The following is a 14,776-nucleotide window of genomic DNA, read 5'->3' as shown; positions in this document are numbered from 1 at the left end:
TCGTGAAAAAAGGAAACATCGTTCTCTTTATGAAGCATTTTCTTAAAAATGTTTTCAATACCAAAGTAATTTATGCGTTGCTAGCCATTTTCATGCTGCTTACTGCCTATGCCGCGGTCAGTGGTATTACTAATTATGCGCAGCAAAATGCAATTCGATTGGAACATCAGCGGAAGGCACGTCAAAGTTGGGAAGCGAACCCCGATAAGCATCCTCATCGTATGGCGCATTTCGGTTCGTTCGCCTTTCGTATGAAACAGCCGCTGAGCATGTTCGATTATGGTATAGAAAGCTTTACGGGCAATGCTGTTTTTCTGGAAGCGCACAGACAGAATAGTGTCAATTTTTCAGATGCAGGGTTTTCAACGGGAACCTTGCGTTTTGGGGAATTGAGCATGGCCATGCTTTTACAATTGGTACTGCCGTTGATTCTCTTCTTTTTGGGATTTTCGGTTGTCGTATCCGAAAGGGAAAACGGGACTTTGAAAATTCTGTTATCGCAAGGGGCGCAATGGAAAGAAATTCTGTTGGGTAAGGCCTTAGGGTTATTTGTGGTAGCGTTACTGTTTTTTGCACCCATTGTTCTCGTTACGATGCTCTTTTTGGTTTTCGGGGATATTCCCACGGATATAGGGGATTCTTGGCAACGTTTTTTAGTGTTGTTTCTGGGATATGTCCTGTTTCTAATGGTTTTATCAGTTTTGAGTATCGCGGTATCAACTACGTCGCGTTCGGCCAAGAATGCCTTGCTTACCCTATTGGGCATATGGTTGTTGATGGTCGTGTTGGTTCCTAAAACTGCTCAAGCTGTAGGCAATGCGCTATATCCTACTCCTTCGAAATTGAGTTTTCAGTCGGCCGTGGAGCGTGATGTTATAAAAAAAGGCGATAGCCATAATCCCGATGACCCTTACTTCAATCGATTAAAAGACTCGGTTTTGACGGTTCATGGGGTCGATTCGGTGACCCAACTTCCTTTTAACTATGGGGGTTTTGTGATGCGGGAAGGCGAAAAAACAAGCGCCCACCTTTATAAGAAACATCATGACAGCCTACTGAATATTTACGAAAAGCAGAATAATGTGAGCCGTTATACCGCCGTTCTGAACCCCTTTGTCGCCGTCAAGAACATATCCATGGCTTTTACCGGAACGGATTTTAAAGGATATGTCGATTTTCAAGATCAGGCCGAAACCTACCGCTACCAATTGGCGCAGGAAATGAACGAGCTTCAAATAGAATATATTGGTGCTGGGGTAAAGAATTCAGAAGGAAAAGTCAATGTAGTCGAACACGAACATTGGGAAGAATTCCCTGATTTTGAGCACCGTATGCAACCTTTACAAAGTTCGGTAAAAGAAGCCTCACTAGGTATTTTCTCCTTATTGGGTTGGGTGCTATTTTCCTTTCTAGGTCTAGGGTATCTTTCAAAAAAAGCAAAAGCGCTATAGCTATGTACAAACTTCTCTTTTTACAATTTTTAAGGTCGAGGGCGGTTATAGCTAGTTTGGTTCTCACGCTCGTATTGGGTGCAATAAGCATTGGTATCGGCCATCAGTTTTTATCCCAAAAGAAAGCGGCGATAAACCAAGTCGAGAGTTACCAAAGAAGTCATATCGAACGAAATGTGGCATTGCACAAAGACGATTTAGGACTTCTGATGTACTATCTCAAATTCGCATTTGTAAATAACCCTGACAATCTTTCGGGACTTTCCATTGGTCAAAGCGATGTAAACCCCAACATACAGCGCATCACCATTAAGAATTTGGAAGGGCAACGCTATGATACCGATCTGGTCAATCCCATGAATTTACAATCAGGAAACCTAGATCTGTCTTTCGTTTTGATTTATATTTTTCCACTATTGATTATTGTCTTCACTTTCAATCTGTTATCCGAAGAAACCGAGACAGGCACTTGGCGATTGGTATCGGTACAGACGCCTTCAAAACTGAAATACCTATTGTTAAAGTTATCTGTTCGGGTCATACTCATCTATATGGTGCTTGGGATACTGCTCGCAGGTGCTAAAATCGTATTGTCGATTCCTTTTGATGTAAATTTTATGATGGTGGTACTCCTATCGGTATGCTACGTCGCATTTTGGTTCGCCTTATGCTTTTTCGTAATCAATTTTAAGAGGAACTCAAGTTTTAATGCGTTATTGCTACTCGCTAGCTGGTTGGTTTTATTGATACTGTTACCGGCAGGAATCAATGCGTATGTAACGAACAGGTATCCGGTTCCCGAAGCTTTGAGTACGATGATCAGCCAGCGTGATGGGTATCACACCAAATGGGATACCGATAAAAGGGAAACCCTGCAAAAGTTCTACGAACATTATCCACAATTCGAAGCATTCGGATATCCGACCGAAGGTTTTAATTGGACATGGTACTATGCCATGCAACAAATGGGCGATGATGATTCTGCCCAAGATACCAAGGCGCTACAGCAGAAAATGAGGGAACGCGAAGCCGCTAGTAAGAAGTTGTCTGCGTTTCTGCCCAATATGCATTTGCAACTGGCATTGAACGAGCTCGCAGGAACCAGTCTTGATGAACAACTAAACTTTCTGGATGCAACCAGTGATTTTCATGAGGAACTGCGATTATTCTTTTATCCGAAGATATTCACAGAGTTATCGGGAGATACTATAGACTGGGCAAAGTTCACGTCAAAATATAGCGATAGTGATAGGAACGATAAACAATACATCAGGATTACCGTGCCTTTAGTAACGATAACTTTTATCATGTTTCTCTGTTGTTTTGCCATTGGACGAAGGTTACATTGAATTGATATTTAATGTCATACACAATTACGTGTAAAGAATTAGGTATGAAATGGCTTCTATTCATTTCATATAACTAATTAAAAAAATAAAAAATCTAGCCTAAAGCGATTTTGAAGTAAGTCTATTTAATCGAAAGTCCTTTTTAATAGGATGTCTTCACAATTAAAAAAGATTTAGGTCAGAGAACCAAAGAAAATACTATAAAATGACTTTTATTTCAAACATAAAATCAATATTGATATGGTGTTTCATTTTGATTGAAACAGTAGCATTCCCACAACAAGATATGCAAAATTTTCCCCCGCCCGAAGTCCCTGTTACTATCTCGGCATCCAAAATCAATAGTGTCATAACCATAGATGGTAAGTTGATCGAAGCTGACTGGGGGAAGGCCAAGCCCACTACTAATTTCTTTCGGGTAGAGCCGGTACAGGGCGGCCCGATAAAAAACTCGACTATGGTCAAGGTGCTATATGATGACCGAAATCTCTACTTCGGTGTGTTCGCTGCGGATTCCCTTGGAAAGAAAGGAGTGCGTATACAGGATTTGCGGCGCGATTTCGATAACGGAGAGAACGATGTCTTCGGTATCCAAATCGATGCACAGAACACCAAGCAGTATTCCGTTTCCTTTCAGACCACGCCCCACGGCAACCAGTTGGACCTGCAAAGTTTTAACGACAACAACACCGATGAAGACTGGAATGCGTTGTGGCGGGTGCGGACCGAACGTACCGATAAGGGATATTATGCCGAGTTTGCCATTCCTTTCAAATCCATTCGCTATGACAAACCAGTCGATGGCAAGTCCATTGAGTGGGGTATCACCTTTTATCGACTGGCCCGAAAGGATTTTGAAAAAACGGTCTTTCCGGCCATTCCCCAATCCTTTTCAGAGAACCGAATGATCTATGCAGCCAAGCTGATCGGACTGGAAGTTCCTCCGCCTTCGGCCAACATCCGCGTGGAACCGTACGCCCTTTACCAATATGACGAAAACAAGGAGGGCGATGTCTTGACCGATAAACTCAATGAACCGAAAGTCGGGGGCGATGTGAAATGGGCTATCAACCCGAATGCGGTGCTCGATCTGACCATCAACACGGATTTTGCCCAAGCTGATGTAGATAGGGCCGTCAACAACTTGGAGCGCTTTAATATCTTTTTCCCGGAACGGCGTCAGTTCTTTTTGGAAAATTCAGGAATTTGGGCCGGTGGGGGGAATTTTCAGCTACGTCCTTTCTTCAGTCGAACAATAGGGCTAGAGAATACCTTCAACGCGGCCCCAGCTCCCTTGGATACCGGGGCACGATATACCGACCGTAACGAAAATAGAACGATTGCGGTTTTAGCAGTACGCCAACGAGAGACCGACAACAGTACGGGCAGTACGTTCGGAGTGGCACGCTATACACAGAACTATGGTGAGGAAAACAACATCGGGGCGATGGTTACCTATCGATTGGATGATTCCTCGAATGATTTGGGGATAGCTAGCCGAAACAATACTACAATTTCCATCGACGGTTTAATTCGACCTAAAAGCGAGATAACCCTGTCCTATCTATTGTCCACTTCCTTGGATAGTGAGACAGGGGATACAGGTTATTCAGGAAGGCTGTTCGCAGGAGCCCGAACGAACAAATATTATATAGGTTATCTGAACACTTTTGTGAGTCAAGATTATGCGCCCGACATGGGTTTTGTATTTCAAAAAGATGTCATGTATCATAGTCCTGGCGGGTATGCCATTTTAAGACCAAAAAAACTGCCCTTTGTACGCCGTTGGGACCCTGGGGCCTTTTTCAACTACTATCACGATTTTGAGGATTTAGGTAATTTCCAACAAGCGAGTTTGTATATCTTTCCCATTTTCACTTGGTTTAAAGACAACTCATTTGTCGAGGCCTCGTTTACCCCAACCTGGCAAAACATCAATTTTGACTTTGCTCCTTTGGGCCTTCAAATTGCACAGGGCGATTATAATTATACCCGTTACCTATTGAAATACAACACCGACCAGTCCAAGAAATTTTCAGGGTCCGTCAGTTACGATTTCGGGAACTTTTATGATGGTACTAGAAATACGATTACAGGTGGCCTGCGGTATGCCCCTTTGCCCCATATCTCGTTGACCGCTGATTACGAGTACAATAATATCAACGGTGTAGGCGTAGCAAATGATGACCTGGATACCCGATTATATACGGGAGGTCTTCGCGTGGCACTCAATCCTAGGGTGCAACTTTCCACCTTTTACCAGTATAACAGTTTTGATGAACAGGGCCGATGGAACGTGCGCTTCAGTTGGGAGTATATGCCGTTGTCGTTTATTTATCTCGTGTTCAATGACACCCAAACCAACATTTTCGACCCTTTGCAACAAAGCACTCAATTCATCAGTAAGATTACCTTTTTAAAACAGTTTTAAAATGAAAGCCTACAAACTAAACTATCTAATATTAGTACTGCTACTGGCTTCGTGTCAAGAGAAGGTCCGGAAAGGCTATGATGCCTCGGTCATAGATCGGGAGAAAATCGATAAAGCTTTTGGTCATGACGTATCCCAAGTGCTTTTTGACCATCTGTATGTGGTTTTGGATAGTATTTCTTACGCCCAATTGACGCGGCATGATTTTTTAAAGGAAACCTATGCTTCCGTAGACGCGGGACTGCCCGATTTCAGAGCTGTTGATGACAGTGCGACCTCGTGCTACCTCAGGGGGCATGAACATTACATTGAATTGTTAGGACCCGACAATGCATACAATGAACCTGTAGGCAAAAGCGGAATCGGTTTTGCACTTCATAATGAGGGTGAACATTTTCATTTAGGAGTAACGCCAAAACTGAAACAAAAGGGAACACCCTATTTGAGTATTTCTGACACGGTAGATATGCCAATTCGGAAAGAGAAGACTACTTGGTTCAAGGCCTTCTATTCCCCAAGTTCGGGAACCGCCCTGCACACCTGGTACGCATTCTACAACCCCGCTTCTCTAGATAGCTTGCACGAAAAGGAACATAAGAAATACTCGCGGGAAGCCTTTTTAAAGGAATCCTACAGCAAAAGGCAATTATTCGAAGGCATCAACTCCATCAACATGACCTGTACGTTCAAAGATTACGAACGTATTGCCCAAGAAATGCGCCAATTGGGATGCAAGCTCATATCAAAAGAGGGAAAAACCTTGACCATTGCTAGTGGCGATGTTTCCATTGCCATCGCACCTTCCGATACCATAGCATTCAGCCGTATTACCGAGATCCGGTGCAGTTTGAATACCTCGGATATCCGAGTGACCAAGCTGGGTAATCTCACAATTTCCAATACGGGCACCCAATCCATATGGAATCTGGAAAACCTATATAAAGCAAACAACCATGGGACAAGCCTGTCTGCCGACAAGGCAGGCCCGTAAAGTATGGGAAAGAAATTCAATTTAGATTTCGACGTAAGTGTCGGAGCATTAAATCTCTATTATCGAGTAAACCCTTAAAATAATTCATAATTCTTAAAACAACTAAAATGAAAACGAGAACACCACAGATTTTTGCGATACTACTTTTATTTGCCGTAACGACTTCCTGCAAGCAGCAGAAAAAGGATGCCATTGATGAGAAAACTATCGAGGAGGTCCTCGAAGAAGCGGACGAAACCACAACTAGAAGAATTGAACTGGTAAAATTGGAAGGCTCCCCGGCCTACGAAGATGCCGTTTTGGAACTGCAATCCCCGAGCGATGGCACGATTACAATAGGTGGGGAAGCCGAGTTTGCCTTTACGGTAAGCAACTACGAACTGGGCGCCCAGACAGATGGCCCCAATGCCGAGCTACTGGCCAATTCAGGCAAAGGGCAGCACATCCATTTTATTTTGAACAACCAACCGTATTCCGCACACTACGAACCGACGTTTTCAAAAGAAATTCCCGATGGGGTACACCATTTGGTTGCCTTTTTGAGCCGTTCGTACCACGAATCGGTAAAGAACGAAAACTCCGTGGTCGTGAAAAAATTGGAAGTCGGTGGGAATCCTGTTGATTCTGTAGGATTGGATATGAATGCTCCGACCCTTATCTACAGCCGCCCCAAAGGAGAATATTCGGGAGCCGATACAGAGAACTTGCTTTTGGATTTTTTCGTACTCAACACTACTCTTTCAGAAGATGGGAATAAAGTAAGGGCCACCATCAACGGCGAGGAATTTATGATTTCGGATTGGGTCCCACATGTCGTGAAAGGTTTGCCGATGGGCGAAGTGACCGTTCAACTGGAACTCATTGATTCGGCGGGCAAGTTAATCCCAGGTCCTTTTAATAAGGTGAACCGAACCGTTATACTAAAACAGTAAGTATTTTATCCTAATTTCATAATACAACTGATGATATGAAAGCAATTACCAAGTTGAGTGACTACCCTAACCTATGGGGTAGTTTTGCCAGTGGATTATGCCTTGCGCATTGTGTAGCCACACCTTTTCTATTCGTCGTACACACTGGGCATGTTCAAGGGCATCACTCGCATCCCCAATGGTGGGGGCTCATAGATATAGTATTTATAGCTGTATCCCTCTTGGCCGTGTTTTGGTCCGTTAGAAATACTTCTAAATATTTCATAAAGGTCGCGCTATGGATTTCTTGGGGACTACTGGCAATGACAATCTTAAATGAAAAGCTGGAGTTGATTCCGCTTGCCGAGGTATTCATCTATATTCCCTCTATTGCTTTGATTATCCTACATCTTTATAATCGTAAATACTGCCAGTGCGAAAAGGACTGTTGCGCCCATAAGAACTAACTTTTTAACAGTAATAGAGAAACATATGGTTGTTTGGAATTCAAGAAATACCATTCCATATTTTATGAATAAAGAATTGATAAATATCGGGCAGTACTATTCTGTCTTGTTTTGTGCCAACATCGTGTGCCATTTCCTATTTTTAGATATGAAAAAAATAGTTTTAATCAGTTTATTGGTCTTGGTATCGCATTTCATCGAAGCGCAAAAAACATTTCAAGAGGTCTTTTCGAACAACACCAGACCTCTGATAAAAAATATCCGTATTGATGTTGCCGATACGTTGGGAAACCAAGGCCATCTACCTGTCTCCGTTGTGAAAGGAAAAACTGATGGCCCGGTGTTTACCATAGTGGCCGGTGTTCACGGGTTTGAATATCCCCCGATAGTCGCCGTTCAGGAATTGATGCAGGAAATAAAACCTGAAGAGCTGTCGGGAACCATTATTTTTATTCCTATTGCGAACACAGGGTCATTTTTCACCAGAACACCCTTTATCAACCCACAGGATAAAACCAATTTGAACGGTGCATTTCCAGGGGATTCGACAGGAACCATCACGCAGCGGTTGGCACATCTAATTACCAAGAACATCATTCCGGTAAGTGATGTCTTTTTGGATATTCATGGTGGAGATGCCAATGAAGATCTTATGCCTTTTGTATGTTATTACGATAATAAAAATAGGCCTGAGCAGACACAGAACGCCAAGGTGCTTTCAGAAACAAGTGGATTTGAATACGTAGTTTCCTATCCGTATGCCATAACGGATGACGAACCGGCCAAGTACGTATTTAAGCAAGCGGTACAAGATGGAAAAACGGCCTTGAGCATCGAATGCGGAAAATTGGGCAATGTACAGTCGGCGGCGGTTAGTCTAATCAAAAAAGGAGTGTACAATATGTTGAAAGAAATGGACATGTATCATACCGCATCGGCTCCAAAACCTACCTTTATAAAGCTAAACCGTCAGACCTATATCAGGTCTAAAGAAGAGGGAATTTTTTACAGTGATTATAAAGCAGGAAATGCTGTCAAAAAAGGGGATGTAGTGGGATATACCACCGATGAATTCGGTAAGATACTAACGGAATACAAGGCCCCCTCATCCGGTATTATTCTATATAAAATTGCGACACCTCCAATCAACGATGGAGACACTGTTATGTGTATCGGTTCTAGTTTGGAATAAGGATTAGTGTATTTTTTCTATTAAATTCTTTAAAATAGATACTCCAAGAGGTCTCGACTTTAGTTTATCTTGAGCTAAGTCGAAAGGTTTGACCTGACGGCCAATCATAAATAGCTTAAAATCAATTTAATATTGATTAGCTTAGGACGAAATCACCTTATTTATATTAGATTCTAAATGTCTGAAGCGTTTTAAGGATCAATACGTGTAATTTTAAAAGCCTGATGTTTTACAGCAGGCTTTTTGTCTTAAATCGCACTTGAAGCTTTATTATCTAGTTAAAGGTTGAAACTCAGCAATTTCATTACAGTTACTTTTAGTTTCTATAAACTTTTTTTAAAATATCTGTCATTTCGAACTCAGTGAGAAATCTCATGATGAATTGATACAATGGGATTCCTCGTCGCAGTGCTCTGTCGGAATGACTCTCCTCGCTCAAATAGTAAAGAAAACCATGGATTTTAAGTCTATAGTTGTTTATTTTCCTTCGTACTTACCGGAATATCTTTTCCAAAGTTTGGTTTGATGCGTTTCCAAAGAAATGTTTCTGCCATCTATAAAGGCATGGGTCAACTGGTTTCCACGCATATCCAGAGCATCGCCTTCCGAAACAAAAAGTGTAGCACTTTTCCCCACTTCCAAGGTTCCATAACTATTGTCAATACCTAAGATTTTAGCGGTATTTCCTGTTATTAATTGCAATGCCTTTTCTTTATCCAACCCTTGCTGCCCTACCTGCCCCGCATAAAAAGGCAGATTTCTCGTTTGGAAGTTCGAGGCATTGGTATTCTGTATACCGACTAACAGACCGGCATCTACCAATAATTTTGGCAGCTTAAACGGTAAATCATAATCTTCATCGTCAAAAACGGGATTATTGTGCGTAAACTGCACAAGTACGGGAATTTCATTTTTCTTTAAGAACTCCGTAATTTTATGGGCATGATAGCCCCCAACCAATACTATTTCTTTAGCACCATTGGTCTTTGCACTGTTGACAGCATCAATGATTTCCTTTTCGCCATCGGCATACACATATAACTTTTGAGATCCGTTGAATACGCCTTGCATGGAGGCAAAAGCAGGATTGACTTCTTTAGGAGTACCTTTCCCGTACGCTAAGGCATTTGTCATAAAAGAAACGACATCATCAACTTGTTTTTGATAGTCTTTATTAGGCTTGTATCCAGGGTCTTCACCCATCCACCACCTCCCTTGCCTGAAACTATTTGGCCAGTTTAAGTGAATGCCGTCATCTGTTTTTATGGCTGCATCCTCCCAGTTCCAAGCATCAAACTGAACAATGGAAGAGGTCCCGGAAATACGTCCGCCCGTGGGCGCTATTTGGGCCAATAAAACACCATTTGGACGCATACTCTCCACAACCTTGGATTCTGCATTGTAGGCAATAATACTTCTTACATGAGGGATAAGATCCCCAATTTCGTCTTGATCGTTACTGGCGCGTACCGCATTTATTTCTATGAGACCCAAGGTTTTTGCCGGTGCAATAAATCCCGGATAGATGTGTTTGCCCTTGGCATCTACAATATTTCCTTTTCTTGCAATTTTATTCATTGCGCTGCCCACGAAAGTAAGTTTGCCTTCCTCGAACATAATCAAGGAATTCTCTATGACTTCCCCATTTCCCAAATGGGCCGTAGCCCCCTCAATACTTATAGCTTCGGTTTGAGCTGGAGCTGGAGTTTGTTGTGCTTTTAGGGATAGCAAACTTCCAATTAAAAAAAGTAGATATATGTAATTTTTCATTCGATTTATTTTTTCAGATTGAATAATCTTATAAAGTTTCACAAGTAAAGTTCTTCTTGACGCTTTGTTTGGGCCCCTGCATCTTGCCACCACCGGATTTCTCTTGTAGCATCATATTGATGAGTTCATTTCTTTCTTTTTTAATGGCCTCACGTTTTTGTTTGTCCTGTTCCAAATCAAAATAGGTAGCACCTTCAATCAAGGTTTTTTCAGCTTTACTGTAAATGGACATCGGGTGACCCGACCAGAGCACGACATCGGCATCTTTACCTTCTTTGATACTTCCAACCCGGTCATCCAAGTGTAAAAGCTTCGCCGGATTAATGGTCACCATTTTCCAAGCTTCCAACTCGGTCATGCCACCATATTTAATGGTTTTGGCAGCCTCTTGATTTAGCCTTCTGATCATTTCCCGATCATCACTGTTTATGGCAACGATAACACCTTGCTTCTGCATGATAGCGGCATTGTACGGAATAGCATCGTTTACTTCATATTTATAGGCCCACCAGTCGCTAAACGTACCGGCGCCGGCGCCATGCGCCGCCATTTTATCGGCCACCTTATAACCCTCTAAAATATGTGTGAACGTATTTAAGGTGAACCCGAATTTTTCCGCTACTTTCATCATCATGTTAATTTCACTTTGTACGTAAGAATGACAACTGATAAAACGTTCACCGTTCAGGATTTCTGCCAAAACTTCCATTTCCTCATCATAACGATAAGGTTGTCCATTTTTCTTTTTATCATCATACTCCTTTGCTCTCTGAAAATAGTTTACAAAGACTTGTTCAACCCCCATACGGGTTTGTGGAAACCTTGAGAAACTTTGCCAGTTGGATTGCTTCACATTTTCCCCTAAAGCGAATTTGATGAACTTGGGCGAATTATCATAAACGAGACCGTCCGCTTCTTCCCCCCATTTTAATTTGAGAATTGCCGAACGACCTCCAATAGGATTGGCCGAACCGTGCAGTAATTGTAGCGACGTAACCCCTCCGGCCAACGAGCGGTAGATTTTAATATCCTCCGCATCCACAACATCTTCCATTTTAACTTCGGCAGTGCTGTTATGGCCAGCTTCATTCACTGCCAAAGCCGCTATGTGACTGTGTTCATCTATAATTCCGGCAGTTAAATGTTTGCCTGTAGCGTCTATTACTTTTGCACCTCCCGAGCCTAAATCCTTTCCTATTTTTGTAATTTTTCCATTTTTGATCAGCACATCGGTATTTTCAAGAATGCCTGCTTCCTCACTGGTCCATACCGTTGCGTTTTTGAATAATATGTTTTCCGATTTTGGTTTAGTTACGTACCCATATCCCAAATTCGGATAGGTGACGGGCATTATTTTAGGTGTTTCTTCCGCATCCGTTTTTTTAGCATCATTTTTTTCAAAATCGGATTGTTTTACTGCGGTAAACGAATCTTCGGTCCCATCTGGAAGAATTAGCCGTCCTTCTATATTATCTGAATTTTTTGGAACGGTTGCGGTCATTCGGTATGTTCTGTCGTCCTCATCTGTATTGAAATATAGGTTCAGCCAGTTGTCCTCATAAACAATTTTTGAAGTAAGTTTTGTGGTGTCCTGTTTTACTTCCGCTTTTGGTTTTGAGGCCTCACCACTTATGGCAATAGCATAGGTTTTTCCTTGTACGGTAAGTTTATATTCCCCACGGATATCTTTTATATCCTTGTTATTGATGATATTTTTTGTGCCCTGCACCCAGTTTTCATAAAGGGTCGTTGATGTATCAAAGATGTCACCGGAAGTGATCAAAAAATTAGCGTAGGCTCCAGGTTTTAAACTTCCTAGACTGTTTCCCTTTCCTAGAATTTGTGCTGGAACGGTAGTTAGGGCTTCCAAGGCTTTGGTTTTGGATAAACCGTATTGTATCGCTTTCATCAACATCTCCTTAAAGTTGGATGGCGATTTAAGACTGTATGGGGTCAAGGAAAACATAACTCCATTTTCCGCCAGAACTTTTGGATTAGTGGGTGCTTGATTCCATTTTCGCATATCGGCCAAGGAAACATATCCCGCCTGATAGGGATCTGAGACATCATACGCTTTTGGAAAATTGATCGGAATAATCATTTTGGCGTTGGTGGACTTGATTTCGGCGATACGTTCATATTCATTTCCTCCGCCCAGAATTACATATTGTATGCCATTGGCATCCCCAATTTTATCCGCCCTCAACACATGGCCTTTGTCCTTTGCCTCAAAGAACTGTACCAATCCTTTATTTTCGTTCAGCGCTTCCAAAGAACGGTCTTTCGTGTCCGAATTGCCTTTTGCATACCATTCTGCATCGCTATACATTTGTCGCAATAATGCCAAGGCCCCCATGAGGGAAGTAGGGTAGGATTGCTTTTTCGTTACACTTTTGGTCAAAGAGAAGTACTGTCCCGATTTATCCTCCAAAATGCGATTGGCATCCGTACCTTCTGCATTAAGGGCGATTAAAACTCCTGTGCCACGTGCAATACCATCGTGAATATGGGAATTGACTACACCAAATCCTGCTTTTCGTAATTCTTTTGCGGATTTGTCATCGTATTTAAAATGAGCTATTGCCGAATTCTCGGGCATAATATGATCGTTCCAGTAAAAGCCCTCACGTTCCGGTTCGTACTGTGGGGAACGCCCACCGCCCGGTTTTCTTTCGGGTTGTTCCACACCAAATTTTGAGTAAGCGTCAATAAACGAAGGATAGATACTTTTTCCCGCTACATCAACAATAATGGTGTTCTTGGGAAGGCTAATAGTACTTCCGCTAGAGACAACTTTTCCATTTTGAATGAGTAAGGTGCCTTTTTCTATAATTTGTGTAGGGGTTACATAGATTTTTGCGTTTGTAAATGCCGTATAATTGTTGTTTTTAGATTTTACCCCGTCATTTTCCGGGAAATAATCTTGTCCAAATAGTGTTGCACAACACCAAAATAGACAACAAGCGAAAATACTTTTTTTCATATTGTTCCAGTTTGATTTAGTCCTTTTAAAAGTAAGGTTTGTAAGAAGGAATACGGGGTGTTTTTCATTTATTTAACACTTGTTAACAATGTTGTTCAAATGGGTGCTATATAAATACATCCTTAATTCCAACACTCTTAGGGTTATAATGGATATTGCTTATGATACGCAACTAACAACGAGACCACTGCATTGTAACTTTGGATTCCCTTAGACTGATTGTTGGCTTTTAAGAATGAACTGAAAATAGCTTTGAAAACTGGCTCCAAGGGATTTTCAAAAGAAGTCCAAAAATCTCGCATCTCTTGAAAGTTCAATAGCACGCCTTGGTTCAACTCCCCAAAAAGGGTATCAAAAATTTCTTGGTCGCCTCTTCTAATATCGCTTAAACAATAACCAAGGGCATAGGCCGAAGCTGCATATTGAAAATAAAGATCTTCATTTTCAGCAGTCACTAAATATCCTATAAAGTTAGTTTCGTTTTCTGCGGAATACCCTAATTGATGGCCCATCTCATGGGCCGCAACAACAGGAAACCTAAAATTGGGCAATCGGCCATTTACTTGCGCCTCGTTCGTAAATGGGTTCAGATAGCCGGCATAGCCCATGTAGCTCAGTCCGGTACTGAACAGAGAAGTTTTGGTACTAGGCTTTTCGTATTGCGGAAAACCATGTTTTCTTGAAATCTTATAATACCCTTCAAGGCTTTTTTCAAAGATTTCATTTTGGGAGTAGGGGATGATGACCTTTTGAGTGGAATCCTTAGTAATTTCTAGCTGAAGTCTATTGGTTTTGGCAATGAGTAGTTTAGTGAAATCTATCAGTTCCTGATAATCGTTCGTTTCCTTTAGACCTAATTTTTGCGCTACGGGTTCCCGGTAATAATTAAACCCCCACATGACATGAAATGTAAAGTAGGCAATGGATAACACCATCAATATATTCCGACAAAATTTGAGCTTATTTTTCCAGATGGGTCTCCGGTTTTTACAAACGTAGCCTAAAGCAAGAAGAATCAATAGGAAATAAAGAATATCGCCTAAAGAGAAAGGTATCCACCCAAAAAGTGTCCGGAACAATTTTGAGACAAAAGGGTAAAGACCATTACTATAGTAGTGCTCTATGAACTGTGTTTGATTACCTATTAATTTGACCAATACTATTTGTGGAACGAGGGATAGTGCTATACCGGTTTTAAGGGAAATCTTCATCGGTTCAAAAATAGCGAAAT

General features: G+C 41.7%; 10 protein-coding genes. 7 read left to right on the top strand and 3 right to left on the bottom strand.

Annotation, left to right across the window (positions count from 1 at the left end; all coding sequences use genetic code 11):
* The first annotated feature begins 2 nt into the window (after window positions 1-2).
* The 7 genes from ACKWBX_RS16205 (at window position 3) to ACKWBX_RS16175 (ending at window position 8,792) form a co-directional block, all read left to right on the top strand.
* Window positions 3-1,451 carry an ABC transporter permease gene (locus ACKWBX_RS16205; RefSeq protein ID WP_413969771.1) on the top strand — a complete coding sequence of 483 codons (1,449 nt, stop codon included), beginning with the start codon at window positions 3-5 and terminating at the stop codon, window positions 1,449-1,451.
* A gap of 2 nt (window positions 1,452-1,453) precedes the next feature.
* Window positions 1,454-2,800: a DUF3526 domain-containing protein gene (locus ACKWBX_RS16200; RefSeq protein WP_413969770.1), complete on the top strand. Its 1,347-nt coding sequence runs from the start codon at window positions 1,454-1,456 to the stop codon at window positions 2,798-2,800.
* A 286-nt stretch (window positions 2,801-3,086) separates the two neighbouring features.
* Complete coding sequence (locus ACKWBX_RS16195) at window positions 3,087-5,231, top strand: DUF5916 domain-containing protein (protein ID WP_413969769.1); 2,145 nt, start codon at window positions 3,087-3,089, stop codon at window positions 5,229-5,231.
* Window position 5,232: 1 nt separating this feature from the next.
* Window positions 5,233-6,222: a DUF5829 family protein gene (locus tag ACKWBX_RS16190; protein ID WP_413969768.1), complete on the top strand. Its 990-nt coding sequence runs from the start codon at window positions 5,233-5,235 to the stop codon at window positions 6,220-6,222.
* 107 nt (window positions 6,223-6,329) lie between these two features.
* Entirely contained in the window at window positions 6,330-7,154 is an 825-nt protein-coding gene (locus ACKWBX_RS16185) for a hypothetical protein (protein WP_413969767.1), read from the top strand.
* Window positions 7,155-7,189: 35 nt separating this feature from the next.
* Entirely contained in the window at window positions 7,190-7,600 is a 411-nt protein-coding gene (locus ACKWBX_RS16180) for a MerC domain-containing protein (protein WP_413969766.1), read from the top strand.
* A gap of 148 nt (window positions 7,601-7,748) precedes the next feature.
* Entirely contained in the window at window positions 7,749-8,792 is a 1,044-nt protein-coding gene (locus tag ACKWBX_RS16175) for a succinylglutamate desuccinylase/aspartoacylase family protein (RefSeq protein ID WP_413969765.1), read from the top strand.
* Window positions 8,793-9,269: 477 nt separating this feature from the next.
* On the opposite strand, the gene ACKWBX_RS16170 is transcribed toward ACKWBX_RS16175, so the two are convergent.
* From ACKWBX_RS16170 to ACKWBX_RS16160, 3 genes are all read right to left on the bottom strand, one after another.
* Complete coding sequence (locus ACKWBX_RS16170) at window positions 9,270-10,562, bottom strand: amidohydrolase family protein (RefSeq protein WP_413969764.1); 1,293 nt, start codon at window positions 10,560-10,562, stop codon at window positions 9,270-9,272.
* Window positions 10,563-10,590: 28 nt separating this feature from the next.
* Entirely contained in the window at window positions 10,591-13,545 is a 2,955-nt protein-coding gene (locus tag ACKWBX_RS16165; RefSeq protein WP_413969763.1) for an amidohydrolase family protein, read from the bottom strand.
* A 143-nt stretch (window positions 13,546-13,688) separates the two neighbouring features.
* Entirely contained in the window at window positions 13,689-14,756 is a 1,068-nt protein-coding gene (locus tag ACKWBX_RS16160; protein WP_413969762.1) for a DUF3810 domain-containing protein, read from the bottom strand.
* Window positions 14,757-14,776: the final 20 nt, after the last annotated feature.

It is taken from the genome of Maribacter algae (assembly GCF_047345745.1).
Taxonomy (GTDB): Bacteria; Bacteroidota; Bacteroidia; order Flavobacteriales; family Flavobacteriaceae; genus Maribacter.
This window is presented reverse-complemented; position numbering and strand designations above follow the sequence as displayed.